Here is a 25,757-nt window from a genome sequence, read left to right on the forward strand (position 1 = left end):
AGCTCCCAGACTCCCATGCGCCGACTCGTCCCCCCGTGTCGTCCCGCCCTCCTCGCGCTGGCGCTGCTCCTTGGCGCCTGCCGTGGACGCGAACCTGAACCCGTGGTTCTCAACGAGGACCAGTGCGGCTACTGCCGCATGACCATCTCCGACGCGCGTTTTGGCGGCGAAGCGGTGCTTCCCACCGGGCGCGTGCTCAAGTTCGACGCCGCCGAGTGCCTGCTGTCGTGGGCGCGCGCCACGCCCGCCGACCAGCGGGGCGACATCTACATCATCGACCTGCAGCACCCGGGAAGCTTCGTCCCGGTGACCGCCGCGGGCTTCCTGCAGGGTGGCATGCTGCAGGGTCCGATGGGTGGCTCCGTGGTCGGTTTTGCGAGCGCCGCGAAGGCCGAGGAGCAGCGCACGATGCTCGGCGGCCGCGTGACGACGTGGGCCGAGCTGCTCGCCGACACGGCGAGCATGGGGCAGCACTAATGCGTCGTCTGCTGCTCACGGCGTTGCTCACCGTCGGCCTGGTTCGCGTGGCGCACGCGACCGACCTCACCGTCGGCAAGGGCGGACAGTTCGCGACCATCACCGCCGCGCTGGCTGCGGCGCAGCCGGGTGATCGCGTGCTGGTCCGGGCCGGCACGTATCGTGAGCCGACCCTCGTCGTGCGCACGCCGCGCCTGCTCGTCGAAGGGCAGGGATGGCCGGTGCTCGATGGCCAGGGGGCGCGCGAGGTGCTCGTCATCGCGGCCGACGACGTCACGGTGCGCGGCCTCGTGGCGATGAACACCGGGATCTCGAACCTCGAGGACCGGGCGGGGATTCGCGCGCGCAACGTGCGCAACTGCGTCATCGAGGGGAACCGCCTGCGCAAGAACCTGTGGGGGATCTACCTGCAGCGTTCGGTGGACTGCATCGTGCGCGACAACGACCTCGAGGCCGAGGGGACGCGGCAGACGGAAAGCGGCAACGGCATCCACCTGTGGTACTCGCCCGGCGCGCGCGTCGAGCGCAACACGGTACGCGGGCACCGCGACGGCATCTACTTCGAATTTTCCGCGCACGGCATCACGCGCGACAACGTGAGCGAGCACAGCCAGCGCTATGGCCTGCACTTCATGTTCAGCGACTCGTGCGCGTACGAGCGCAACACGTTCCGCGACAACATGTCGGGCGTGGCGGTGATGTACAGCCGCGGCGTGCGCATCGCCGACAACCGGTTCGAGCGGTCGTGGGGGAGCGCCGCCTACGGCCTGCTGCTCAAGGACATCATGGGCGGCGAGATCTCGGGCAACACCTTCGACCGGAACTCCACCGGGCTGTTCGTCGAGGGCTCGTCCCGCCTGATGGTGAAGGGCAACGTGTTCACGCAGAACGGCTGGGCGGCCAAGGTGCTGGCCGACGCCGACGAGAACACGTTCACCGCGAACCGCTTCTCGGGGAACGCGTTCGACGTCACCACCAACTCGCGCAGCGCCAACTCGACCTTCGACGGCAACTGGTGGGACGAGTACGCCGGCTACGACCTCGATCGCGATGGCGTGGGCGACACGGCCTTTCACCCGGTGCGCCTGTTCGCCCTCGTCGTCGAGCAGCATCCGGCGGCGCTCCTGCTCCTGCGCAGCCCCCTGGTTTCGATTCTCGATGCGGCCGAGCGCGTCCTGCCGGTGCTGACGCCGGAGGCGCTCGTCGACCGCCGTCCCCTCATGCGTCCCCCCCAATGATCATCCTCGACACCATTCGCAAGCGTTACGGCACGCTCGACGTCCTGCAGGACGTCTCCATGACCGTGCGGCCCGGCGCCGTGACGGCGCTGGTGGGGCCCAACGGCTCCGGCAAGACGACGCTCATCAAGATCGTGCTCGGCCTCACGCGCGCCGACCACGGCGCGCTGCAGGTGGCTGGCCAGCCGGCCGACGAGGCGGGTTCGTACCGCCGCGCCATCGGCTACATGCCGCAGGCGGCGCACTTCCCCGTCAACCTGCGGGTCGGCGACGTGCTCGATCTCGTGTCGCAGCTGCGACCGGGCGAGGCCACCGACGACGACCTCGCGCGGGCCTACGACATGGACGGGATCCGCGGCAAGTTCGTGGGGACGCTGTCGGGCGGCACCAAGCAGAAGGTGAACGCGGTGATCGCGTTCATGTTCAAGCCGTCGCTGCTCATCCTCGACGAGCCGACGGCGGGGCTCGATCCGCTCTCGGCGAACGTGCTCAAGGAGAAGATCCGCGCGGTGCGCCGCGAGGGGCGCTCGGTGCTCATCACGTCGCACATCATGACTGAGCTCGAGTCGCTGGCCGACGACGTGGCCTTCCTGTGCGACGGACGCCTGCGCTTCTCGGGGTCGGTGGCCGCGCTGCTGGAACGCACCGGCGAGCGGTCGCTGGAGGATGCCATTGCGGGGCTGATGCGCGTGCAGCGCGCCGCGCCGCGGGCGAGCACCGCGTCGGAGGATTCGCGCGGGCTGGCGCCGTGGCTGGCGCCGCAGCCGAAGGGGGCCGTATGAACGTCGTGTCGCTCGTCCTGCACGCCGGACTGCGCGATCTGTCGCGCAACCGCTGGATCGTCGCGTACACGCTCGGCTTCCTCGCGATCGCCGAAGGGCTCTTCTGGTTCGGCGGCACCGGACCGCAGGTTCTGCTCAGCATGCTGAACCTCGTCCTGCTCGTGCTCCCGCTGGTGGCGCTCGTCTTCGGCACCATCCACGTCTACGCGTCACGCGAGTTCGTGGAACTCCTGCTCGCGCAGCCCGTGCCGCGCCGCGAGCTGTTCACCGGACTGTATCTTGGCCTGGCGCTCCCGCTCGCCGGCGCGTTCGTGGTGGGAGCGGGCGTGCCCTTCGCGATTCACGCCTCGGGCGGTGCGTCGATCGGCGGCGTGGTGGCGCTGCTCGGCGCCGGTGTGGGGCTTTCGTTCGCGTTTGCCGCCATCGCCACCTGGATCGCGCTGCACACTGACGACCGGCTGAAGGGCGTCGGGCTTGCCTTGGGCGCCTGGCTGGCCGCGACCGTCATCTACGACGGCCTCGTGCTGGGCGCGGCTGCCGCCTTCGGCAACTATCCGCTCGAGCGTCCGTTGCTCGCGCTGATGCTCGCCAATCCCGTGGACGTCGCGCGCGTGCTGGTGATCACGCAGCTCGACGTCTCCGCCCTGATGGGGTACACCGGGGCGCTGTTCCAGCACACGTTTGGCACTTCTCTCGGCATCGGCGTCGCCGCCGCTGCGCTGCTTGGCTGGTGGCTTGTGCCGCTCGGATTCGCCGGGCGCCGCTTCCTCCGCCGCGATTTCTAACCGCTTTCCCTCAGCCCCTCAGGAGCCGCTGTCATGCGTCACATGGTCCGCAGTTCGTTGGTTGCCCTCACACTCGTTGCCGCGGCCTGCGGTGGCGCCGCCGAATCCTCCGCCGACACGGCCGCCGCCGCCCCGGCGGCCAGCGTTGATCCGGCCACGCTGGACCCCAAATCGATCACGCCGCAGGAACTCGCGCTCGGCGACAGCCTGTTTCACGGGCTGATCGGGGCGACGTCCTGCCAGGCCTGCCACGGCCCCGATGCCAAGGGCGGCACGGTCGCGCCGAACCTCACCGACTCCACCTGGCTGCACAGCGACGGAAGCTTTGGTGCCATCTATCACCAGATCGAGACGGGCGTGCCGCAGCCCAAGCAGTACCTCGGCGTGATGCCGCCGTTCGGCGGCGCGCCGCTTACGCCCGAGAAGCACCGCGCCGTGGCCGCGTACGTGTACAGCTTGAGCCACAAGGTCGGTCAGTAAGCTCCGCTCTCGCGCCGAAAACTCGGCGCGGCACGCGAACAATCGCTGGTAGTTGGCCGGCGTTCGCCGTCAGATCCGGGGGGACACCTGGCGTCGGCGTCCGGTCAGCTACCAGCGTTCGCGTATCCGTCCTTCCAGCGCTGCACGCGTTCGAGGACGTCGGTCACCGTGATGCGCGCCATCCGGTCACGCCGGTTCTCCATCGAGATCGGATAGTCTTCGCCGGGATCGCCGTAGGCGTCGATCATCAGGTCACGGAACTTCCGGTAGGGTCCGACGCGCTTCGGGTTCGAGTAGCCGATGAGCGAGACCACGGGCCGGTCGAGCGCCACGCTGATGTGCAGCGGCCCGGTGTCGGGCGACAGGACGAGCGCCGCCGCGTCAAAGATGCCCACGAGTCCGCGCAGGCCCCCCTGTCCGAGGGCGCTCACGGGCTTGCTGCGCGCCTGCTCGAGGATCACGTGCTCCGCCCGCAGCTCGCGCGGCGAGCGCCCGCCCACCAGCACCGGCTGCAAGCCGAAATCGCCGGCGAGTGCATCGCACACCTGCGCCCAGCGCTCGGGGAGCCAGTCCTTCTGCGCCTTGCTCGTGGCGACCACAATGGGCGCGATGGGCCGGTCGAAGCGCGCCATGAACTCGCGCTGCCACGTGCGCTCGGCGTCGTTGAACGGGCCAAGTCCCCAGGTCACCGGCTCGTGCGGAATGCCCAGCCATTCCGTGAACTCGAAATACTGGTCCTGCACGTGCTGCATGGGCCGCGCATGCACGCGGTCGCTGGTGAAGAGCCAGTTGAAGTCGCGGGCGCGCGCAAAATCGAAGCCCAGCTTGACGGGGGCCTGCGTGAAGGCGGTGATGATGCCCGCCTTGAAGTAGACCTGGAGGTTCAGCACCACGTCGAACTGGCGTGCGCGCAACTGGTGGCGCACTTCCACGAAACCGGCGACGCCCTTGGTGCGATCGAACAGGATGATCTCGTCGACGAGCGGATGTCCACGGACCAGCGCGGCGGGCCCCGGCTGCAGCACCCACGTGATGTGGACGCCAGGATACTGGCGCTTGAGCGCGCTGATGACCGGCAGGACGTGCACCGCATCGCCCACCGCGCTCATCATCACGATGCAGACCCGCTGGAGCGGCGCGGCGATCGGCGGTCTCATGCATCCACCCAGGCGAGCGCGGCGAGCCGCACCAGCGCATCGTCACCGACGCCGAGCGACTGCTCGGCGTCCCACTTGCGGACGGATCGCGCGAGGCGCGCAAAGTTGCTCGCGGCCGCCTGCGCGTCCTCCGTGAACCGCACGCGGTCCACGTCGAGCACATAGGCCGTCACCGCACCGCCGTCGCCGGCGACGTAGATGTTCTTGCAGTTGAGGTCGGGGTGATGCGCCCCGGCCCGGGAGAGGGCGCGCAGCAGCGCGGCCACTGCGTCGATGATGGTCGCTCGCTCGGTCACGGACGAATGCGCCAGCCACGCCGCGGGAAAATCGCGGCCCGGCGGGAGGCGCCGGGTCATCACGTCGCTGCGCGCCAGCAGGCCGGCGACGGGATGCACGACGTACGCGATGACTTCGGGGGTTGGCACGCCCGCCGCGGTCAGGCGCGCGGACGCGACCAACTCGTTCGGGGCGCGTGTCGGGCGCGGAAATAGGTCGCCCGTGAGCGACGCCAGCACGCCGCCGTGCCGGGAGTGACGCACCACGACCGGTGTGCGCAGGTCGGCATCGGTGCCCGCCGGGAGCGTAGCGGCCCAGGCGACGCCGCGCCCGCGCAGGGCCTCGCGCCCCGACTGCGCCTCGGCCCAGCGGTAGAGCGTGCCGTGCGCCACGAGCGCGAAGGCCAGGGCGTCCGCGGCCCACGCGCGCGAGACCAGCTCTATCCCGTCGTGTGCGCTGCGGACGTAGCCCGCGGGGAGCGTATCGCCGCTCACCGCCGGACGCGGAACGCCGGCACCGGCTGGCTCTTGTTCTTGAGCACCAGCGGCTCCAACTCCTCGAGGGCCGGCAGCTTCGTGAGCTCTCTCCGATAATCGTCGGAGATGATGATCTCGCCGCCGGCGGCCTTGGAGCAGAGCCGGCTCGCCGTGTTGACGGTGTCGCCGATGACCGTGTACTCGAGGCGGCGTTCCGATCCGATGTTGCCGGCGAACGCGTCGCCGCAGTTGATGCCGATGCCGATCTTCAGTTCGGGGCGTCCTTCCGCGCGCCAGCGCGCGTTGAGGACGTCCAGCTCCTGCATCATGTCGAGCGCGGCCGCCATCGCCCGGTCGGCATCGTCCGGCTCGGCGATCGGCGCGCCCCACTGCGCCATCACGGCGTCGCCGATGAACTTGTCCAGCGTGCCGCCGTGGCGGAACACGCAGTCCACCATCTCGGTGAAGTACTCCGTGAGGTGCTTGGCCATCACGTCCGGGTTCATCGTCTCGGAGAGTGCCGTGAAGCCGCGGATGTCGCTGAACAGCACGGTGACCCGGCGCTTCTCGCCGCCGAGGCGGATGGCCTCGCCGGCGTTGGCGATGCGCGCCGCCAGCTGCGGCGTGAAGAACCGCTCGAAGTTGCTGCGCGTCAGCGCCTCGCGCCGGATGCGCTCGGCGAAGCTCGCGTTCTCGAGCGCGACCGCCACGATGCCGGCGAACGCGATCAGGAAGTCGAGGTCGTTCTCGCCAAAGCGCTTCGCGAGACTGAAGTTGTCGACGTAGAGCACGCCGAGCACCTGGTCCTCGCTGCTGACGAGCGGGGCGCAGATGGTGCTGCGCACCTGCTGCATGAGGATGGACTGGCCGCCGAAGCGGGTGTCCTCCCCCGCGTTGTCCGACAGCACTGCCACCTTGTCCCCGACCACGATGCTGACGATGGACTGCGGCACCTGGTACGCGACGGTCGCGCTGCGCTTGTCGCGCGCCACCTTCTGCACCATGTGGTCGCCTTCGTGCAGCAGGATCGCGCAGCGGTCCGCCTCGAGGATCTGGAAGACGTAGTCGGCGACCTTGGCGAGGAGGGCGTCGGTGTCGGCGACCTTGGTCAGCCCCTTTGACACTTCGAGCAGGATGGCGAGCTTCTGCCGGTCCTTCTCGGCCGGTTCCGCCGCGGCCATCGCGGCGTGCAGCTTGGCGCTCTCGTCGAGCCCTGCGGAGGGCGCACGCGGCGGCACCTGGCGCACGATCGTGCCGCCCGGGATCTGCGGCGTGGCGGGCGGGGGCGGCGGTGCGGGCGTCTCGGCCACGGCCTCAAGGCGGAAGGTCACCTTGCCGAACGTCACCTGGTCGCCCGCGGTCACGAGGGCCTGGTCGATCTTGACCCCGTTCAGGAACGTGCCGTTGCTCGACCCGACATCGCGCACCGTGACGCCGCCCTCGCCGACCTCGAGATCCGCGTGGTGACGCGACACCGTGGGGTCGATGATGGCGAGGTCGCTCGTGACCGCGCGCCCGCAAATGAGCGTCCCGGTGGGGGCGAGCTCAAAATGGTAGGCGCTCTCGGTGCCGATAAGCCGATACTTCATGGCGGGAATATGGTGCGTTCCGACGGCCGCGCCTAGACGTCAGGCACGCCGGCAGGGTTGGTCCGCACGCGACCGATGGCCGTCAGCATCGCGCGCGCCTTGTTCTCGGTCTCCTCCCACTCCATCACCGGATCCGAATCCGCGACGATGCCGCCCCCCGCCTGCACGTTCGCCTCGCCATTGGCGATGACGCACGTGCGGATGGTGATGGCGAGGTCCATGCGCTGGTCGCCCGCCGCGATGTATCCGACCGCGCCGGCGTACGGACCGCGCCGCTCGGGTTCGAGGTCGTCGATGATCTGCATGGCGCGCACCTTCGGCGCCCCGGTCATCGTGCCGGCGGGGAACGTCGCGCGCAGGACGTCCAGCGCCGACGTCCCCGTCGGGAGCGTGCCTTCCACCTGGCTCACGATGTGCAGCACGTGCGAGTACCGCTCCACCGTCATCAGGTCGGTGACCTGCACGCTGCCGTACTGCGACACGCGCCCGACGTCGTTGCGCCCGAGGTCGACGAGCATCACGTGCTCGGCACGCTCCTTCTCGTCGGCCAGCAGTTCTTCGGCGAGGCGGTCGTCCTCCTCGGGCGTCCCGGCGCGCCGTCGCGTTCCGGCGATGGGGCGGACCACCACTCGGCCGTCGGCCACGCGCACGAGCAGTTCGGGGGAACTGCCGACGAGTTCCACGCCGTCGAGCAGCAGGTGGTACATGTAGGGCGACGGGTTCAGCGCGCGGATGGCGCGATACAGGTCGGTGCCCTCGAAGTCGTGCGGGACGCTGATGCGCCGCGCGAGCAGGGCCTGGAAGACATCGCCGGCCACGATATGTTCCTTGATGCGCGCCACCCCCGCCATGAACGCGTCGCGGCTCATCGACGACCGTCCCACGGCCGGCGTGGCTTGCGGGTCGAGGTCGAGCGCGCGCAGCGACGGGCCGGCGCGCAACTGGGCGATGGTGCGCGCGACATCGGCCATGCCGGCGTCGTACGCCGCGCGGCGTGCCGCGGCATCGGCACCCGCCGCCACCGGCACGCCACAGACCACGCGGGCCTGCGCGCGCAGGTTGTCGATGATGACGACCGTGCGTGGGAACATGACGATCGCATCGGGCGCGTCGATCCCGCGCGGCGGGGCGGCAGGAAGACGCTCGAAGTGGCGCACGATGTCGTACGCGAAGTACCCCACGGCGCCCGCCCAGAAGGCGCCCACTTCGGGGGCCTCGGCCACCGGCATCTGTGCGAGGATGTCGCGCAGGTCGTCCATCGGGTCGGCCGGGGTGCGCGCCCCGTGCCAGCCGCGCTCCGCGGTCCAGTCTTCGACCACGCCGTCGCGCAGGCGCCACGCGGCGTGCGGCTCGCTGCCCATGAAGGTGTAGCGGGCCCACGTCTCGCCCCCCGCCGGGGCCGATTCGAGGAGGAAGGCGAACGGGCCGCGGCGCAGGCGCTGGAAGGCCGCCACGGGCGTGTCGGCGTCGAGCAGCACGTCGCGCCAGACGGGAACCAACCCGCCCGCCGTGGCCCGTGTGTCGAAAGTCTCGAAGCTGTCCGCCGCCGGCTTGCTCACGATGCACTCTCCTCGCTCGTCCCCACTCCCATCCCCCGTCCCCTCGCCTCCATCCCCGTTGCCTCGTTCCGTCGTTCCCCGCGATGTTACATCATGAGCCCCGTCCGCCTGGCCCTCGCGTGGTGCGTCCTTCCGCTGGCGCTCGCCGCCCAGCAGCGGACGGATTCGACGGCGTGGAACACAACGTCGACGATGCAGCTCGTCGATCGGGCGATCGCCCGCCGCACCGCCCAGCTCGCCGACACCGGCCTGGTCGACTACACGGCCCGTGCGCACGGCTATCTCACCTTCCTGGCGCAGGTCGGCGACGGCTTTCCCGATCCGCCCCGCGTCATGAAGACCGACGAATTGATGGTCGAAGTCTATTGGCGCGCGCCGGACCAGAGCAAGCAGCGGATCGTCGGCCGGCGCGACACGCTGCTGCTCCCCACCGACATCGAGTACCATCGCGACCATCTCGCCATCATCCAGAACAACTTCCCGTCGGTCATCCGCCTGGGCGACGGCGATGAGGTGCGCGACGTGCCGCACCCGTTGTCGCCGGCGGGGCGTGCCGCGTACGAGTTCGCGGTATCCGACTCGCTGACCATTCGCACGAACGACCGCGCCTTCGACGTGGTGATGGTGCGCGTCCGTCCGCGCGACGACCGCCTTCCGCGAGCGGTTGGCGCCGTCTACATCGATCGCGCCACGGCCACCGTCGTGCGGATGGCCTTCTCATTCACGCGCGCCGCGCTGCGCGACAAGTACCTCGAGGATGTCTCGGTGGTGCTCGAGAACGGGCTCGTGGATGGGCGTTTCTGGCTGCCGTATCGCCAGGAGATCGAGATTCGCCGCACCGGATCGTGGCTCGACTTTCCCTCGCGCGGCATCATTCGCGGGCGCTGGGATATCTGCTGCGTGCAGACCAATGTCGGGCTCACGGCGGGCGTCACCGCCGGACCCGAGGTGGTGCCCGCCATGACGCCCGAGGCGCTGCGCCGCTATCCGTTCATGGGCGCGATCCTCGATCGGCTCCCCTCTGACGTGACGCTGGCCACCGATGACGACGTGCGCGCCGTGCAGGAGGCGGCGCGCGAACTGGTGCGCGCCGAGGCGCTGGCGCGGGTGCGGTCCACCAACCCGGCCGCGCGGTCCATCAGCGACCTCGTGCGCGTGAACCGCGTCGAGGGCCTCGCCTTCGGCGCGGGGCTGCGACGCGCGCTGGGCGCGGGACTGCTGGCGTCAGCACGGGCCCGCTACGGCACGGCGAACCGGCGCGCCGCCGGGACGCTCGCCCTCGCCTGGCGCCGGGCCAACGGCGTCCACCTGACGCTGCAGGCACGCGACGACCTGGCGGATGCCGGCGACGTGCCGGAGGTGAGCGGCGTCCGCAATTCGATCGCCGCCCAGGAGTTTGGCGCGGACTACACCGATCCCTATCGCCAGCGGGCGGTGGGATTGACGCTGGGGTTTGCCCCCTCCGATGGCTGGCGCTGGTCGGCGTCCGTCGAACGGCGGGAAGAGACGGCCGTCGCCGTGCACGCCACGCCGGCCACCGGCGAGTACGAGCCGACGCTCAAGGCCGACTGGCTGCAGGCCTGGCGGTTCGGCATCGAGTTGCGCCATCCGTCGCTGGCCATCGGCCGGGCCAACTTCGCGGTGTGGACGGCCGTGACAGCAGAGCGTGATCGCTTCGACGCGGGCCTCAGGGTGGGCGAGGCCGGCTGGCTCGGCCGCGGCACGCTGTCGGTGGACGGCTCGATGAAGGCGGGGCGCTGGAGGCTCGTCTCGCGGAGCCTGGCCGCCGGCGTTGCCGGTGGATTTGCGCCACCGCTCCAGCGCCTCGTGCGCCTCGGCGGGCCCGTCACCGGGCCGGGGTACGCGTATCACCAGTTTGCCGGCCGACTGGGGCTCTCACAGCGCATCGAAGGGCAGCGGTCCATCCCCTTCGTCCCCCTGCGGCTCGGCCGCTTCGGGCGGGTGCCGAGCAGCGTGACCTTCGCGCCCTTCGCCACGGCGCTCTGGGTGAACGCGCCCGGTCAGTCCGGACATGGCTGGCATGGCGCGGTCGGCCTCGGAATTCTCTCGATCTTCGACCAGTTGCGTATCGACGTCGCGCGGGGCTTTCAGGGCGGGAAATGGATGTTTGGCGTCGATGTTTCGCCGTTGCTTTGGCCGATCCTGTAGTGTCGATTGGTGGGCACCAGTGGGCATTCCCGACGCGGCGTTCCGCGCGTTACCTTTCCCATCGTGGACACAGGCTTCTGCAACCGTAGAGCAGGGGAGGGTCTCCGTTGACCAACCCCGCCTTTGCCGCGCGCGACGAGTGGCTGCTCGTCACGCTTGAGGGCCTGCTCACGCCCGAGCACATGGAAGAGCTGCGCGGGCTGAAGGAGGAGTCGTACTGGGAGGCGGCGGTCCGGCGGAACTTCGTCTCGGACGATCAGATCCTGCAGGCGCTGTCGGCGCGCTTCCGGATGAAGGTGGCCAACACCCAGCAGGTGTCGCAGCAGGCCAAGGAACTGGTCCCGGAACAATTGGCGCGGAAGTACCGGGTCCTGCCGCTCGCCATCTCGGACACGCACCTCGACATCGCCACGGCCGATCCGCACGACCTCGACTGCGAGCGCACGCTCGCGTTTGCGCTCGGCCGCACCATCCGCATGGCGCTGGCCTCGCCGACCAAGATCGTGGAGCGCATCGAGGAGCTGTACCGCCCGGAGAATGTCGTCGAGAAGATCCTCGAGGGCGTTTCCACCGACTACGACGTCGAGGCGATCAGCGAGGAGTTCGAAGACGCCGAGATGGACATCGGTGGCGCGGAACGCGCCAGCGACCGCCCCGTCATCCGCCTCGTGGACCACATCGTGGCCGAGGGGATCCAGAGCCGCGCGTCGGACATCCACATCGAGCCAGAGGAAGCGGGCGTCGCCGTCCGCTACCGCATCGACGGGGTGCTCCGTCAGGTGATGATCCTCCCGCGCGCCGCCGGCATTCCGCTGGTGAGCCGCATCAAGATCATGGCCTCGCTCGACATCGCCGATCGCCTGCGCCCGCAGGACGGCCGGGCGCGCGTGGCGGTGAACGGCAGCCGGGTCGACCTTCGCGTCTCGACGCTCCCCGCGTCGCAGGGGGAGAAGGTCGTCATCCGCATTCTCGACCAGCGTTCGACTGTGCTGTCGCTCGACTCGCTCGGCCTGAATGCCGACGAGTCAGCGCGCATCAAGGGACTGCTCGACGTGCGCGAGGGCGTGGTGCTCGTCACCGGCCCCACGGGGTCGGGCAAGACGACGACGCTGTACTCGATGCTGCGTCTGGTGCAGTCGCGCGGCGTCAACATCATCACGGTCGAAGACCCGGTCGAGTATCGCCTCGCCGGGATCGTGCAGGTGCAGGTGAACGAGAAGGCCGGGCTCACCTTCGTCGCGGCGCTGCGCTCGATCCTGCGCCAGGATCCCGACGTCATCCTCGTCGGCGAGATCCGCGACCGGGAGACGGCGAACATCGCCGTGCAGGCTTCGCTGACCGGTCACCTGGTGCTGTCGACGCTGCACACGATCGACGCCCCCAGCTCGGTGGCCCGCCTGGTCGACATCGGCATCGAGCCGTACAAGATTGCCGCGGCCATCAAGGGGATCATTGCGCAGCGGCTGATGCGGCGCCTCTGCAACTCGTGCCGCGAATTGCACACCGGTCCCGTTCCCGACCGGCTCAAGCGGTGGTTCCCCGAGGGGATGACCACGCTGTATCGCGGCGTCGGCTGTCCTGACTGTTCGATGACCGGCTATCGCGGCCGGTTCTCGGTGACGGAAGTGCTGGTGACGTCACCCGAGTTCGAGCGCCGCGTGGCGGGGAACGAGCCGCTCGACAAGCTCGTGGAGGCGGCGCGCGAGAACGGGATGCTGTCGCTCTGGGAGAGCGGCATCGCGCACGTGCGCAACGGCGAGACGAGCATCGACGAGCTGCTGCGCGTGCTCGAGGCGCCGACCCCCGAGCAGCTGCGCACGCCGGGCACGCCGGTGCGGGCGGTCACCGACGGTCCGGCCACGGTGAGTGACACGCCGCCCGCCGAGCCGGATACCGCCCGCCCCGCCAGCGGCTCGCTCGACACGCTTGCGGCGCACGTCCTCCCCAAGGGCGCGGGCGTTCGCACGCACCTCCACGCCGTGCCGGCCTCACCGGTCGGCGGTGAGTTCCAGCTCGTGGACGAGATGGCGGGGGAAGGGCGCGCGGGCTCCAAGAAGGTGCTGCTGGTCGAGGACGAAGACGCACTGCGGCGCGTGATGAAGGACCTCCTGGAGCGCGAGGGCTTCACCTGCTTCGAGGCGGCCGATGGCGTGAAGGCGCTCGACGAGATCGATCGCGCCGCTCCCGACATCGTGGTGCTCGACCTCAACCTGCCGCGCCTCGACGGATATGGGGTGCTCAGCCATCTCCGGGCACGGCCGGCGACGGCGGAATTGCCGGTGATCGTCCTGACGGCCAAAGGCGACGAGGACAGCGAGGTGCGCGTCTTCGAATTCGGGGCGAGCGACTACCTCACGAAGCCGTTCCGCCCGCGCGCGCTCTCCGCGCGTCTCCACTCCCTGCTCGCGCGCCGGCGCAGCTGATGGCCCGGCGCCCCGCGCCGTCCAACCGCCCGCCTCGCGCCGGCCGCCGCCCCGCGGTGCGCCGCAACGACGTGCGCGAGACGATCGTGCGGGCCGGCGTGGTGGATGTCTTTGTGGTGCGCGCGGCCGGCCGCGGCTGGCAGCACCTCGCCCTGCGCCGCGCGGCCGGTGTGCGCTGTCCAGGAACCTGGGAGGCGGTGCACGGGCGCATCGAGCGCGGCGAGACGCCGCCACAGGCCGCTCGGCGCGAGGTGCGCGAGGAGACGGGACTCCCGATCGAACGCCTCTACGCCCTGACCGTCAATCCGTTCTTCATGAAATCGACGGGGACCGTGGAGCTGGCGGTTGCTTTCGTTGCGGTGGTCGGCGCCGGAGCGGTGGCGACGGGCGACGAGCACGATGCGCACCAGTGGCTCACTCGCGCCGCCGCCCGCCGTCGCTACCATTGGCCGCGAGAGCGCGAGGCGCTCGATCACATCGCGGTGCTGTTCAAGGGCGGGACGGCGGGGAAGGCGGAGGATGCGCTGTTGATCGACAGGCCCTAGTGGCGAGCGCGAGTGATGGCAGATGGCTGATGGCGGAACGCCGAGACGACACCCATCGGCTCCGCCATCTGCCATCTGCCATCTGCCATCTGCCATCACTGTCCGCGTGAGTCGCATCCGGCCCTTCAGCTTCCTGGCTTCGCGCTCGCCCGGCTCCGGATCAGCGTCCGCTCGCGGTCAACCTTCTTGAACAGCGTCTCCCACGCGGCGCTGCTCTGCGTCTCGAACGTCAGGGTCAGCGGCTGGTTGATGTCGATGGCCGGATCGAAGACGTAGAGCGCGGCCTGCACTTCGCGCTGCCGCAGGCGTTGCTCGCCGAAACCCGACGTGAGCGGCAGGACCTCGACCGGGCGGAAGTCGCGCCCCGCGGAATTGATCACCAGTTCCATCGGGCTGAAGCGCGCCTCGCCCGGTTCGAGATTGTAGAACTGCACATACCAGAGGCTGGCCCCCGGCATCGCCGTGCGGCGCAGCACGGCGTCCATCGCCGCGCGCTTGCTCTCGCGCAGTTCGTGCAGGGCGCGGTACGAATCGGGGGAGAGTGTCCGGATGACGCTCTCGTCGAGCGGCAGGACGCGCACCTGCAGGGCGTTGAACTGCACCTTCACGGCGATGTCGTCCTGCCGCAGCGTGCCGAAGCCGGCGGGAAGGGACGCCGAGTCCACGGCGGCCTGCTGCGCGCGCGCCGTCGGCGCGAGCAGGGCCGCCATTGCCATCCACGCCAGCGGTCTCCAGCGCATGGTCACTCGTCCGAAGGGGAAGTCTCGGGTGAATCGGGTGGCGCCGCGAGCAGCGCGGCCAGCGAGGCCGCGAGATCGTCGCGGCCCTCGCCGGTCACCGCGCTGCACAGGATCACCTGATCCTCTTCTACCCCGCATTGCGCCGCAAGGGCCGTGATGCGCTGGGCGCGCTGCGGCGCGGACAGCTTGTCGATCTTCGTCACGACCACGAGCGCCGGCACGCCAAGCTCGGCCAGGAGGTCGAACATCCGCAGGTCGTCCTCCGTCGGATCGTGCCGGGCGTCGAGCAGTTGCACCACGCCGCGCAGGTTCGGGTTGTCGCGAAGGTATCCGCCGATCAAGTGCACCCACTCGCCCTGCCGCTCCTTCGAGATGCGGGCGTAGCCATAGCCCGGCAGGTCGGCGAGCACGAACTCGCGGTTCACCCCGAAGAAGTTGATCTCGCGCGTGCGCCCCGGCGTCTTGCTCACGCGCGCGAACGCCTTGCGACGCACCAGGCGATTCAGCAGCGACGACTTGCCTACGTTGGAACGCCCGCTGAACGCCACCTCGGGGAGCCCCGCCGGCGGCCGCCACCCACCCACCGAGGCCATGCCGCCCAGGAACTCGAGGTGACGGATGACCAGCGGATCGTTCGTTGACGGCCGACCGCGATCGGCCGCGTCCGGCGCCGTCGCGGACGGTCCGCTCCCGGCCTTCTTCCGTTCCCTCACGTTGGTCGTCCTTGTGCTAATGAGTCACGTGCGGCGCGTCGGCCACCCGCGCGCCCGCGGCCTTGGCGGCGCTGCGGCGCTTGTCGGGTGCCGCCACGGGAATCGCGCGCAGCGCGAAGGCGAGCACTTCGTCCATCGTCTTCACCGCATGGAAGTGCACGCCCTGGCGCACCTCCTCCGGCAGTTCCTCGAGGTCGCGCTGGTTGCCGACCGGAATGATCACGTGTGCCACATGGTGCCGGTGGGCGGCCACCGCCTTCTCCTTGAGCCCCCCGATTGGCAGCACACGGCCGCGCAAGGTGATCTCGCCCGTCATCGCGACATCGCCGCGCAGGGGCGTGCCGGTGAGCGCGCTCACGATCGCCGCGGCCAGCGCGATGCCGGCCGACGGCCCGTCCTTGGGCGTGGCGCCCGCCGGCAGGTGCACGTGCACGTCACGCGTGCGCGCGAAGTCCAGCGGAACACCCAGCACTTCGGCGCGCGACCGGATGTAGCTGAGCGCCGCGCTCGCCGACTCCTTCATCACGTCGCCGAGCGTTCCCGTCAGCATCACGCGGCCGCGTCCCGGGACGACACTCACCTCGACCTCCAGCAGCTCGCCGCCCACCTGCGTGTACGCCAGCCCCTGCGCCACGCCGACGCGATCCTCGTGCGTCACCTCATCGGGATCGTACGGCGCCACGCCCAGGTGCGCCCGCAGGTCGGCGGCCGCGATGGTGTCGCGGGGCGTCGGATCGCCTGGATGCTCCGCCCGGCGGCGCGCCACCTTGCGCGCCAGGCGCGCGATGCGCCGCTCCAGTTCGCGCACGCCCGCCTCGCGCGTGTACTGCCGCAGGATCGCGGGGAGCGCGTCGGTCGCCCACGTCACCGACTCCGGCGCAATGCCGTGCTGCGTGAACTGGCGTGGAATCAGGTGACGCTGCGCGATGGCGATCTTCTCCTGGTCCAGGTAGCCCGGGAGCCGGATGATCTCCATCCGGTCGCGCAGCGGCTCGGGAATCCCGCCCAGCGAGTTGGCGGTGGTGATGAACAGCACCTGCGAAAGGTCGTAGTCGACCTCGAGGAAATGATCATTGAACGCGCGGTTCTGCTCGGGGTCGAGCACTTCCAGCAGCGCGGCCGACGGATCGCCGCGCCAGTCGCTCCCCAGCTTGTCCACCTCGTCGAGGAGGATCACCGGATTCACGCTCTCGGCGCGGCGCATCGCCTGCAGGATGCGCCCCGGGAGCGCGCCGATGTACGTGCGGCGGTGCCCGCGGATCTCGGCTTCGTCCCGCACGCCGCCCAGCGACATCCGCACGAACTTGCGCCCCAGCGCGCGGGCGACGCTGCGGCCGAGCGACGTCTTGCCCACGCCCGGCGGACCGACGAGGCAGAGGATCGGCCCCTCCAGCTTGCCGACCAGCGACAGCACCGCGATGTAGTCGACGATCCGCTCCTTCACCTCGGCGAGCCCGTGGTGGTCCTCGTCGAGGATGGCCCGGGCGCGCACGACGTCGAGCATGTCGTCGGTGCGCTCGCCCCAGGGGAGCGCGGCCAGCCACTCCACGTAGTTGCGCGCCACCGACGCCTCCGGCGACATCGGGGACATCCGGCGCAGGCGCCGCAGCTCGCGGTCGGCCCGCGCGCGCGCCTGTTCCGACAGGGCGCGGGCGTTCAGCTGCGCCTCGAGGTCGGCGAGGTCGTCGCCCTCGTCGTCGCCCAGTTCGCGGTGGATGGCGCGCAGCTGCTCCTGCAGGTAGAACTCGCGCTGGTTCTGGAAGAGCGACCCGCGCACGTCGTCCTCGATCTTGCGCTCGAGCCGCAGCAGCTCGGTCTCGCCGGCCGTCAGCTCGGTGAGCGCGCGGAAGAGGTCCACGAGGCGCGGGGCTTCGAGCAGCGTCTGTCGCGTTTCGTGGCGCACCGCCAGGTGCGCGGCGATGCCGCACCCCTGCCGTTCGAGGCTGCTCGCCGACTGCACGAGCGCCGTCACCTCCGGCGGGAGCCGGCGGTGGTGCGTGACGTACTCCTCGAAGAGGGCGAGCGCCTTGCGCGCCTCGTCCTGCACGCCGTCGCCCGGCACGACTGTGAACGGGTGCGGCCTGGCGATCGCGCGCAGCAGCTTGGCGCCGGCAACGAACTTCTCCACGCGCGCGCGCGCCAGCCCCTCGACCAGCACGCGGGCGGCGCCGTTCGGCAGCTTGGTGTACTGCAGCACGCGCGCCAGGGTCCCCACGCGATACAGGTCGGCCGCCGCCGGGTCCTGCACGCTGCTGTCGCGCTGCGTGAGGAGCAGGACCAGCTGGTCGCCCCCCTCCGCCGCCTCGAGCGCCGCCAGCGACCCCGCCCGCCCCACCAGCAGCGGCATTGCGACGTGGGGAAAGAGCACCACGTCGCGCAGCGGCAGCACGGGCAGGCGGTCGGCCGCTTCGATCGGTTCCGCGTCGCGGAAGAACATCTGGCTCATCTAGGAAAGATAGAGGATGTGGACCCAGGATTGCGACCGAGGATGTCGATTCGGGATCCCGATAAACGATAGGGCGGGGGACTCGCCCCCGCCCTCTGTGGTACTCTGTCGTACTCTGTCGTACTCTGTCGTACTCTGTCGTACTCTGTCGTACTCTGTCCGATTCTGTCGTACTCAGGTCACGCCTCTTTCTTCTGCCTCTTGGCACTCAACTCCAGCAACGGCGGCTGCTTGTTCGTGACCGTGGCTTCCGTCACCGTCACGCCCACCACGTCGTCGCGCCCCGGCAGGTCGAACATCGTGTCGAGCAGCAGCTCCTCCGCGATGGCGCGCAGGCCGCGCGCCCCCGTGCCGCGGTCGAGCGCCTTCTTGGCAATCGCCTTCAGCGCCCCCTCGTCGAACGTCAGCGTCACGTCCTCGAGTTCGAACAGCTTGGCGAACTGCTTGGTGATCGCATTCTTGGGCTCCTTCAGGATGCGCACCAGCGCCGTCTCGTCGAGCGACTCGAGCGGCACGGCCACCGGGAGGCGGCCCACCAGCTCGGGGATCAGCCCGAACCGCAGCAGGTCGTCGGGCTCGACGTACTTGAAGATGTGCGCGACGCTGCCGCCCTGCGCCGCCAGCTGATCCTCGGCGCTGAAGCCGATCTGCCGCTTGCCCAGCCGCGCCTCGATGATCTTCTCCAGCCCGTCAAAGGCGCCGCCGCACACGAACAGGATGTCCTTGGTGTTGATCTGGATGTATTCCTGCTGCGGATGCTTGCGCCCGCCCTGCGGCGGCACGCTCGCCACCGTTCCCTCGAGGATCTTGAGCAGCGCCTGCTGCACGCCCTCGCCCGACACGTCGCGCGTGATGCTCGGGTTCTCGCTCTTGCGCGCGATCTTGTCGAGCTCGTCGATGTACACGATGCCGCGCTCGCACTCGGCGACGTTGAAGTCGCCCGCCTGCAGCAGCCGCACGAGGATGTTCTCCACGTCCTCGCCCACGTACCCCGCCTCGGTCAGCGTCGTCGCGTCGGCGATCGTGAACGGCACGTCGAGGATGCGCGCCAGCGTCTGCGCCAGCAGCGTCTTGCCCACGCCCGTCGGGCCGATGAGCAGGATGTTCGACTTGTCCAGCTCGACGTCGCCGTCGCGCTTGGGGCTGTTGATGCGCTTGTAGTGGTTGTACACGGCCACGGCGAGCGCCTTCTTGGCCGCTTCCTGGCCGATCACGTACTGGTCGAGGACGTCCTTGATCTCCTGCGGCGCCGGCACGCGCGTCACCGCCTCGCCGACCTCCCGCTCTTCATCTTCGGCGAGGATCTCGTTGCACAGCGCGATGCACTCGTTGCAGATGTACACGGACGGCCCGGAAATGAATTTCCGGACCGCGTCCTTGGACTTGCCGCAGAACGAGCAGCGCAGGTGACGATCGTGGGACATCGAGTTCATCGGGCCTCAACCTTTGATGTGCCGCAGGGGTGCCGCCCCTTCGACGCACAGCTTCTCTTCTAGTAACACCCGGTCACGGCCGGGGGCAAGCAATTCGGGCCGGAAACAGTCGTCCTGCACTCCTTACCCTGTTCCCGGCCGTCCCGTTCACTTCGTGGCGGTCACCGACGCCACGGCGGCCACCACCTCGGCCTCGCGATCGCGCGGCGACACGACGTGGTCGATGATGCCGTAGGCCTTGGCTTCCTCGGCCGACATGTAGAAGTCCCGGTCGAAATCGCGCTCGATCTGCTCCACCGGGCGTCCCGTGTGCTTCGACATCAGTTCGTTCATCTGCGCGCGGAGGTAGAGGATCTCCTTCGCCTGGATCTCGATGTCCGCCGCCGTGCCCGACGACCCGCCCGACGGCTGGTGCATCATGATGCGCGCGTGCGGCAGCGCCGAACGCTTGCCCTTGTGGCCGCCGGCGAGCAGGAAGCACCCCATCGACGCCGCCATCCCCATGCAGATGGTGTTCACCGGCGACTTCAGCCACTGCATCGTGTCGTACATCGCCAGCCCGGCGCTCACGCTCCCGCCCGGCGAGTTGATGTACAGGTGGATGTCCCGGCCCGGGTTGTCCGCCTCGAGGAAGAGCAGCTGGGCGATCACCATGTTCGCCACGTCGTCATTGATCGGCGTGCCGAGGAAGATGATGCGGTCCATCAGCAGGCGCGAATACACGTCGTAGCTGCGCTCGCCGCGGCTCGACCGTTCGATCACGTACGGGTTGGGAATGATCGGCATGCGTTCAGGGTCCTCGTCGTGGGAAACCGGCCGCGAAGCGTCGTGGGCAAGCCCGTCCGGCCGGCGGTTCGTCATGTCCTGCGTCCTTACGCCTGTTCGACGGTGTTGCGCTCGAGCAGCCACGCAAACACGCGGTCTTCGGTGATACCCCGCTCGATCTCGCGCAGGCGCCCCGCCTTCTGCAGCTGCGCGTACACCTGGCCGGCGTTCGCGCCGCGCTTCTCCGCCATCTCCTGGATCTTCGCGTCCACGTCGGCCTCGCTCGCCGTCAGGCGCTCACGCTCGGCGATCGTCTCGATCACCAGGTCGCGGCGCACCTGCCGCTCCGCGGTGGCGCGGAACTCGGTGGTGAAACGCTCGGCCTCGGCCTCCGGCACCCCGTACGCCTGCGCGTACGACTGCACCAGCTGCGTGACCCACGATGGCGGCACGTCGAACGGGTTGGCGCCGATGATCTCGTCGAGCAGCAACCCGCGCACGGCGGCATCGGCCTCGCGCACCGCGCTCGCCTCGAGATCGCTGCGCACCACGGCGGTCAGCGCGTCGAGCGACTCGAAATCGCCCATCTCGCGCGCGAACGCGTCGTCGAGCGCCGGCACGTCCTTGCGCTTCACTTCCTTCAGCTCGGCGCGCACCGTCTTCGTCTTGCCGCGTTGCGACTCGTCGGGGAAGTCATCGGGCCAGCGTACCGGGCGCTCCACCGTCCCGCCCGGCGTCAGTTCCATCAGCAGCTCCTCGATGGCCGGGATGGCCTGGCCCGCGCCGAGCACCACCCGGTACTCCTTGCCCTCGGGGAGCGCGCCCGCTTCGTCGGCCATCGAGAGCATCACCACCACCATGTCGCCCTCGGCCGGCTTGTCCTCCACCGGCGTCCACGAGGCGCGCTGGTCGCGCAGCTGCTCGAGCTGCTCCTTCACCTGGTCGTTGGTGACCGTCGCGGCCGGCCGCTTCACCTGGAAGCCCGACACGTGCGCGAGGGCGACGTCCGGCTGCACCTCACAGTGCAGTTCGAAGGACAGCGCCTCGTCCTCGGCGAACTTCACGTCGTGCGCGTGCGGCTGCGTCACGAGCTTGAGCTTCTCCTGCTCGACGACCGCCTGATAGGCGTCGCGCATCACCTGCTCGAGCGCTTCCTGCTGGATGACGTCGGCGAACTTCTTCTCCACCATCGCCGCCGGCGCCTTGCCGATGCGGAAGCCCGGGAGGCGCACCTGCTGCGCCACACGCCGGGCCGCCCGCTTCTTGGCGTCCTTGACGGTCTCGCCCGGGACGGCGACCTGAATGCGGCGCTCGGCGCCCTCGGACTTCGTGTTGGTGATCTGGATATCCATTGCGTACAGCCGACCTTCGGCGAATTGGGCACAGGGAAAAATTCCCCGCCGCCTGCTAAGGCAGCGGGGCTACTATAGAACGGAAATTAGGGCTTGGAGGCCCTAATTGGAATGTCTCTGAGAAAAACAACAGAGAGACAACAGAGAAACAACAGAGAGACAACAGACGCATCGGGTCGGCGGCCATCTCGCTCCGCTCGCGACCCATCGCCGGAAGGCAACCCGTTGCCCCGCAACGACCTGCGTTCTCTGTTGTCTCTGTGTTGTTTGTCTGTTGTTTCTCTGTTCTCTCTCTGTCTCTATGCGAGAGGCGGGACTCGAACCCGCAAGGGTTACCCCACTGGATCCTAAGTCCAGCGCGTCTGCCAGTTTCGCCACTCTCGCGTCCCCAGCAAGGTAGAACACCCAGCCCGTCGCCGTCAAAGGCAGAGGCGCGGAGCCGTCCCGGCCCCGCGCCTCTGTCGTTCTCTCTCGTACTCTGTCGTACTCCATCGTACGCTGTGCTACTCTCCAACCTTGATATTGACGACTCTCGTCCCCGGTCCGGACTGGGTCTGCGCATACACCAGCAGGCTGATGTACTCGCCGTCCTTCAGGCGCGAGAGCACCTTCTGCAGGTCGGCCGCCGTGCGAATCGTCGCCGCCGGTTCCGGACGGATGACCCGCACGATCACGTCGTTCCGCGTCAGCTTGTCGGCCGCCGGACCGCCCGCCTCGACCGACACCACGCGCAGGCCGCGATACTGGTCGGCGATGTCGTTCGCCTTCGCGACTTCGGGGGTGATGGCCTCGACGCTGATGCCCAGCTTGGTGTTCGTCACGCCCTCTGTGCCGGCGGCCGGCTGGTCGTTGCTCGCCACCTGCGTGTTCTCGGTCGGCGCTTCCTGCAGCCGGATCTTCATGCTCTTCCGTTCGCCGTAGCGCACGATGTCCACGCTGATCGTCTCGCCCGGCTGGTGCATCCGCACCAGGCGCTGCAGCGTCGACACGCGGTCCACGTCGTGGCCGTCCACGCGCACGATGATGTCGCCCGGCTCGAGCCCCGCCTTCCGCGCCGGTGAATCGTCGCCGCTGAAGCCGCCCACCTTGGCGCCGGCGATCTGCTTCAGCCCGGCCACGGCGGCGTCTTCCGCGTTCACGTCGTTGATGGTGATGCCCAGGATGGCGCGGCGCACGCGGCCGTGCGACACGATGTCATCCATCACGGTCTTGGCCAGCGTGATCGGGATGGCAAAGCCGTAGCCCGAGTAGAACCCGGTCTGGCTGGCGATCGCCGAGTTGATGCCGATCACTTCGCCACGCGTGTTCATGAGCGGCCCGCCCGAGTTGCCCGGGTTGATGGCCGCGTCGGTCTGGATGAAGTCCGTGATGGCGTACTGGTCGCGGTTGAGTCCCGATAGTTCGTTGCCGCGCCCCTTGGCGCTGATGATGCCGGCGGTGACGGTGAAGTTCAGCCCCAGCGGATTGCCGATGGCCACTACCCACTCGCCGATGCGCAGCTTCTGGTCGTCGCCCAGCCCGACGGTCGGCAGGTTCGCCCCGTCGATCTTCAGCACGGCCACGTCGGTCTGCGGGTCGCGGCCGACGATCTTTGCCTTGAACTCGCGACGGTCGCTCATCAGCACCTTCACGCGGTCCGCGCCTTCGACCACGTGGTTGTTGGTGAGGATGTAGCCGTCCTTGCTGACGATGAAGCCCGACCCCGACGACTCGGACGGGCCCTGGTTGCGCGGGTCGAGCTGGTTGAAGAACTCCTCGAATCCCGGCGGCACGTTGCGTCGCTGCTGCTGCTGGTTAGGGCGCGCGCGTCGCGCGTCGCGCTCGGCCTGGATCGACACGACGGCCGGCGTCACGCGCTCGGCGATCGTGGCGAAGCCCTCGCCCGGGGCGCCCGCCGGCAACGGGGCGGCGATTTCGGTCTTGACCTTGCCGCCACCCTGCGCGAAGAGACCCTGCGTCCAGTCGAGGGAGGAGGCGAAGAAGACACCGCCGATGAAGGCGGAGGCGGCAATGGCCGCGATCTTGGAACGGGAGAAATGGAGGGACATAGTCGTACAGTAACGGTTTAGGGGGACGCTTGCTTAGACAGCTGGGGGGCGGGTTGAGTTCCCTAACGGCAGATGGCGGATGGCAGATGGCGGAGGGCAGAGGTGGGGATGGCGCCGTGGCACCGCCAAGCATCTGCCATCCGCCATCTGCCCTCCGCCATCGCTAACCCCTACGGCTTCTTCTCGTCGACGATCTCGTAATCCGCATCCGCCACGCCGTCATCCTTCTTCTCGGACGCCGGCGCCTCGGCCCCGGGCTGCTGGGCGTCAGGCGACGCCGCCTGCTGCTGCTCGTAGAACGAGCGCCCGGCCGCCTGGAACGCGGCGTTGAGTTCCTCGAGCGCGGCCTTCACCTCGTTGAAGTCCTCGCCGCGGTGCGCCTTGCGGGCGCGCTCCACGGCCTGGTCGAGGCGCGTCTTGAGGTCGGTCGGTACCTTGTCGCCCCATTCCTTGGCGTTCTTCTCGACTTCGTACGTCATCGAGTCGAGCCGGTTGCGCGTATCGATCTCCTCGCGACGCTTCTTGTCGTCGGCCGCGTTCTTCTCCGCGTCCTTCACCATGCGGTCGATCTCGGCGTCCGACAGGCCGCTCGAGGCCTCGATGCGGATCTTCTGCTCCTTGCCGGTCGCCTTGTCGCGCGCCGTCACGTGCAGGATGCCGTTCGCGTCGATGTCGAACGTCACCTCCACCTGCGGCGTGCCGCGCGGAGCCGGCGGGATGCCCGTCAACTGGAACTTGCCGATCGTCTTGTTGTGCAGCGCCAGTTCGCGCTCGCCCTGCAGCACGTGGATCTCCACCGTCGTCTGGTTGTCGTCGGCCGTGGAGAAGATCTCCGACTTCTTGGTCGGGATCGTCGTGTTGCGCGGGATCAGCACGGTGGTCACCCCGCCCAGCGTCTCGATGCCCAGCGACAGCGGCGTCACGTCGAGCAGCAGCACGTCCTTCTGCTCGCCGGTCAGCACCGCGCCCTGGATGGCCGCGCCGACGGCGACGACCTCGTCCGGGTTGACGCCCTTGTTGGGCTCCTTGCCGAAGAAGGTCTTCACGACCTCCTGCACCTTCGGGATGCGCGTCGAGCCGCCGACGAGGAGCACCTCGTCAATCTCGGTCGGCTGCATTCCGGCGTCCTTGAGCGCCTGCTTCATCGGCTCGAGCGTGCGCTGGATGAGGTCATCCACCAGCTGCTCGAACTTGGCGCGGGTCATCTGGTAGTTCAGGTGCTTGGGTCCCGACTGGTCGGCCGTGATGAACGGCAGGTTGATGTCGGTGCTCTGCGTCCCGGACAGCTCGATCTTGGCCTTCTCGGCCGCTTCCTTGAGGCGCTGGAGCGCCATCGGGTCCTTGGAGAGGTCAATCGCCTGGTCTTTCTTGAACTCGGCCACCAGCCACTCGATGATGCGCTGGTCGAAGTCGTCGCCGCCCAGGTGGGTGTCGCCGTTGGTGGACTTCACCTCGAACTGCTTGGAGCCGTCCACCTCGTAGAGCTCGAGCACCGAGATGTCGTAGGTGCCGCCGCCGAGGTCGAAGACGGCGACCTTCTCGTCCTTCTTCCCCTTCTTGTCGAGGCCGTAGGCCAGCGCGGCCGCGGTGGGCTCGTTGATGATGCGCAGCACGTCGAGACCAGCGATCTTGCCGGCATCCTTGGTGGCCTGGCGCTGCGAGTCGTTGAAGTAGGCCGGCACCGTGACGACCGCCTTCGAGACGCCCTGGCCCAGATAGTCCTCGGCGGTCTGCTTCATCTTCTGCAGGATCATCGCCGAGATCTCGGGGGGCGAATACGTCTTGCCCTGCACCTCGACCATCACGACGTCGTTGGCGCCGCGGATGACCTTGTAGGGGACGCGCTTCTGCTCCTCGGTCGCCTCCGACGTCTTGCGTCCCATGAAGCGCTTGATCGAGAAGACGGTGTTGGCCGGGTTGGTGACCGCCTGCCGCTTGGCGATCTGCCCCACGAGACGTTCGCCGTCCTTCGTGAAGCCGACCACCGACGGCGTGGTGCGTCCGCCTTCAGCGTTCGGGATGACGACCGGGTCGCCACCCTCCATCACGGCGACCACGGAGTTCGTGGTCCCCAGGTCGATGCCAATGACCTTGTCTGCCATCTGGTCCTCGTTTCGGTAAGAAGGTCGCACGGCCACCGCGCCGCAGAGGTCCCCAACGACGCGTCAGGGCGGCCGGTTTCGCCGGACTGCCCCAACTATCAGGCAAGGGTGGGGCCACAGAACCACTGCCGATTTGACTGGAATTGCCGTTCGATGCCCGTTACTAATGGCAGGACAACGACTTGCGGTGCGAGGAACCGCA

20 protein-coding genes and 1 tRNA gene are annotated in these 25,757 nt (G+C 69.0%); 8 read left to right on the forward strand and 13 right to left on the reverse strand.

The genetic code is table 11. From position 1 onward, the window contains the following. The first annotated feature begins 15 nt into the window (after positions 1 to 15). From VGJ96_00980 to VGJ96_01000, 5 genes are read left to right on the forward strand one after another with little or no spacing between them, the layout of a single operon-like run. Positions 16 to 477 (forward strand): nitrous oxide reductase accessory protein NosL, encoded by a 462-nt coding sequence (locus VGJ96_00980; GenBank protein ID HEY3285675.1) that lies wholly within the window; start codon positions 16 to 18, stop codon positions 475 to 477. Continuing rightward, on the forward strand, positions 477 to 1,715 hold the full coding sequence (locus VGJ96_00985; GenBank protein ID HEY3285676.1) for a nitrous oxide reductase family maturation protein NosD: 1,239 nt from the start codon (positions 477 to 479) through the stop codon (positions 1,713 to 1,715). Before VGJ96_00980 ends, VGJ96_00985 begins: the two co-directional genes overlap by 1 nt. Beyond that, on the forward strand, positions 1,712 to 2,497 hold the full coding sequence (locus VGJ96_00990) for an ABC transporter ATP-binding protein (protein HEY3285677.1): 786 nt from the start codon (positions 1,712 to 1,714) through the stop codon (positions 2,495 to 2,497). Before VGJ96_00985 ends, VGJ96_00990 begins: the two co-directional genes overlap by 4 nt. Then, positions 2,464 to 3,282 carry an ABC transporter permease subunit gene (locus tag VGJ96_00995; protein ID HEY3285678.1) on the forward strand — a complete coding sequence of 273 codons (819 nt, stop codon included), beginning with the start codon at positions 2,464 to 2,466 and terminating at the stop codon, positions 3,280 to 3,282. The genes VGJ96_00990 and VGJ96_00995 overlap by 34 nt, the downstream gene beginning before the upstream one ends. 33 nt (positions 3,283 to 3,315) lie before the next feature. Then, a complete protein-coding gene (locus VGJ96_01000) occupies positions 3,316 to 3,762 on the forward strand; it encodes a c-type cytochrome (GenBank protein HEY3285679.1) in 447 nt (148 codons plus the stop codon). 104 nt (positions 3,763 to 3,866) lie between these two features. Here the strand turns inward: VGJ96_01000 and VGJ96_01005 are convergent, their stop codons facing one another. The 4 genes from VGJ96_01005 to VGJ96_01020 are packed head-to-tail and all read right to left on the reverse strand — an operon-like array spanning position 3,867 to position 8,819. Beyond that, on the reverse strand, positions 3,867 to 4,919 hold the full coding sequence (locus VGJ96_01005) for a glycosyltransferase family 9 protein (protein ID HEY3285680.1): 1,053 nt from the start codon (positions 4,917 to 4,919) through the stop codon (positions 3,867 to 3,869). Continuing rightward, positions 4,916 to 5,689: a lipopolysaccharide kinase InaA family protein gene (locus tag VGJ96_01010; GenBank protein ID HEY3285681.1), complete on the reverse strand. Its 774-nt coding sequence runs from the start codon at positions 5,687 to 5,689 to the stop codon at positions 4,916 to 4,918. The genes VGJ96_01005 and VGJ96_01010 overlap by 4 nt, the downstream gene beginning before the upstream one ends. After that, positions 5,686 to 7,260, reverse strand: coding sequence for an adenylate/guanylate cyclase domain-containing protein (locus tag VGJ96_01015; GenBank protein HEY3285682.1), 1,575 nt, complete (start codon positions 7,258 to 7,260; stop codon positions 5,686 to 5,688). Before VGJ96_01015 ends, VGJ96_01010 begins: the two co-directional genes overlap by 4 nt. 32 nt (positions 7,261 to 7,292) lie before the next feature. After that, a complete protein-coding gene (locus tag VGJ96_01020; GenBank protein ID HEY3285683.1) occupies positions 7,293 to 8,819 on the reverse strand; it encodes a chorismate-binding protein in 1,527 nt (508 codons plus the stop codon). A 93-nt stretch (positions 8,820 to 8,912) separates the two neighbouring features. Between VGJ96_01020 and VGJ96_01025 the strand changes: the two genes are divergently transcribed. From VGJ96_01025 to VGJ96_01035, 3 genes are all read left to right on the forward strand, one after another. Then, the gene (locus tag VGJ96_01025) at positions 8,913 to 10,988 is read left to right on the forward strand and encodes a hypothetical protein (GenBank protein ID HEY3285684.1); all 2,076 of its coding nucleotides are present in this window, start codon (positions 8,913 to 8,915) and stop codon (positions 10,986 to 10,988) included. Positions 10,989 to 11,095: 107 nt separating this feature from the next. Further along, the gene (locus VGJ96_01030; GenBank protein HEY3285685.1) at positions 11,096 to 13,411 is read left to right on the forward strand and encodes a type II/IV secretion system protein; all 2,316 of its coding nucleotides are present in this window, start codon (positions 11,096 to 11,098) and stop codon (positions 13,409 to 13,411) included. After that, positions 13,411 to 13,956 carry an NUDIX domain-containing protein gene (locus VGJ96_01035; protein HEY3285686.1) on the forward strand — a complete coding sequence of 182 codons (546 nt, stop codon included), beginning with the start codon at positions 13,411 to 13,413 and terminating at the stop codon, positions 13,954 to 13,956. The genes VGJ96_01030 and VGJ96_01035 overlap by 1 nt, the downstream gene beginning before the upstream one ends. 125 nt (positions 13,957 to 14,081) lie before the next feature. Here VGJ96_01035 and VGJ96_01040 read toward each other — a convergent pair whose 3' ends face one another. The 9 genes from VGJ96_01040 to dnaK form a co-directional block, all read right to left on the reverse strand. Then, positions 14,082 to 14,696 (reverse strand): hypothetical protein, encoded by a 615-nt coding sequence (locus VGJ96_01040; GenBank protein ID HEY3285687.1) that lies wholly within the window; start codon positions 14,694 to 14,696, stop codon positions 14,082 to 14,084. A 2-nt stretch (positions 14,697 to 14,698) separates the two neighbouring features. Beyond that, on the reverse strand, positions 14,699 to 15,409 hold the full coding sequence (gene yihA / locus VGJ96_01045; protein ID HEY3285688.1) for a ribosome biogenesis GTP-binding protein YihA/YsxC: 711 nt from the start codon (positions 15,407 to 15,409) through the stop codon (positions 14,699 to 14,701). Between the two features lie 16 nt (positions 15,410 to 15,425). Beyond that, positions 15,426 to 17,855 (reverse strand): endopeptidase La, encoded by a 2,430-nt coding sequence (gene lon / locus VGJ96_01050; GenBank protein ID HEY3285689.1) that lies wholly within the window; start codon positions 17,853 to 17,855, stop codon positions 15,426 to 15,428. Between the two features lie 179 nt (positions 17,856 to 18,034). Further along, positions 18,035 to 19,288, reverse strand: a complete 1,254-nt coding sequence (clpX, locus tag VGJ96_01055) for an ATP-dependent Clp protease ATP-binding subunit ClpX (protein HEY3285690.1) — start codon at positions 19,286 to 19,288, stop codon at positions 18,035 to 18,037. Positions 19,289 to 19,435: 147 nt separating this feature from the next. Next, positions 19,436 to 20,074: an ATP-dependent Clp endopeptidase proteolytic subunit ClpP gene (gene clpP, locus VGJ96_01060; GenBank protein HEY3285691.1), complete on the reverse strand. Its 639-nt coding sequence runs from the start codon at positions 20,072 to 20,074 to the stop codon at positions 19,436 to 19,438. Between the two features lie 86 nt (positions 20,075 to 20,160). Next, positions 20,161 to 21,405, reverse strand: a complete 1,245-nt coding sequence (tig, locus tag VGJ96_01065; GenBank protein HEY3285692.1) for a trigger factor — start codon at positions 21,403 to 21,405, stop codon at positions 20,161 to 20,163. Positions 21,406 to 21,707: 302 nt separating this feature from the next. Next, positions 21,708 to 21,789 (reverse strand) — tRNA-Leu (locus VGJ96_01070). Positions 21,790 to 21,908: 119 nt separating this feature from the next. Continuing rightward, positions 21,909 to 23,453: a Do family serine endopeptidase gene (locus VGJ96_01075; protein HEY3285693.1), complete on the reverse strand. Its 1,545-nt coding sequence runs from the start codon at positions 23,451 to 23,453 to the stop codon at positions 21,909 to 21,911. Between the two features lie 170 nt (positions 23,454 to 23,623). Beyond that, positions 23,624 to 25,555 carry a molecular chaperone DnaK gene (gene dnaK / locus VGJ96_01080; GenBank protein ID HEY3285694.1) on the reverse strand — a complete coding sequence of 644 codons (1,932 nt, stop codon included), beginning with the start codon at positions 25,553 to 25,555 and terminating at the stop codon, positions 23,624 to 23,626. Between the last annotated feature and the right edge of the window lie 202 nt (positions 25,556 to 25,757).

Source organism: Gemmatimonadaceae bacterium (assembly GCA_036504815.1).
Taxonomy (GTDB): domain Bacteria; phylum Gemmatimonadota; class Gemmatimonadetes; order Gemmatimonadales; family Gemmatimonadaceae; genus PNKL01.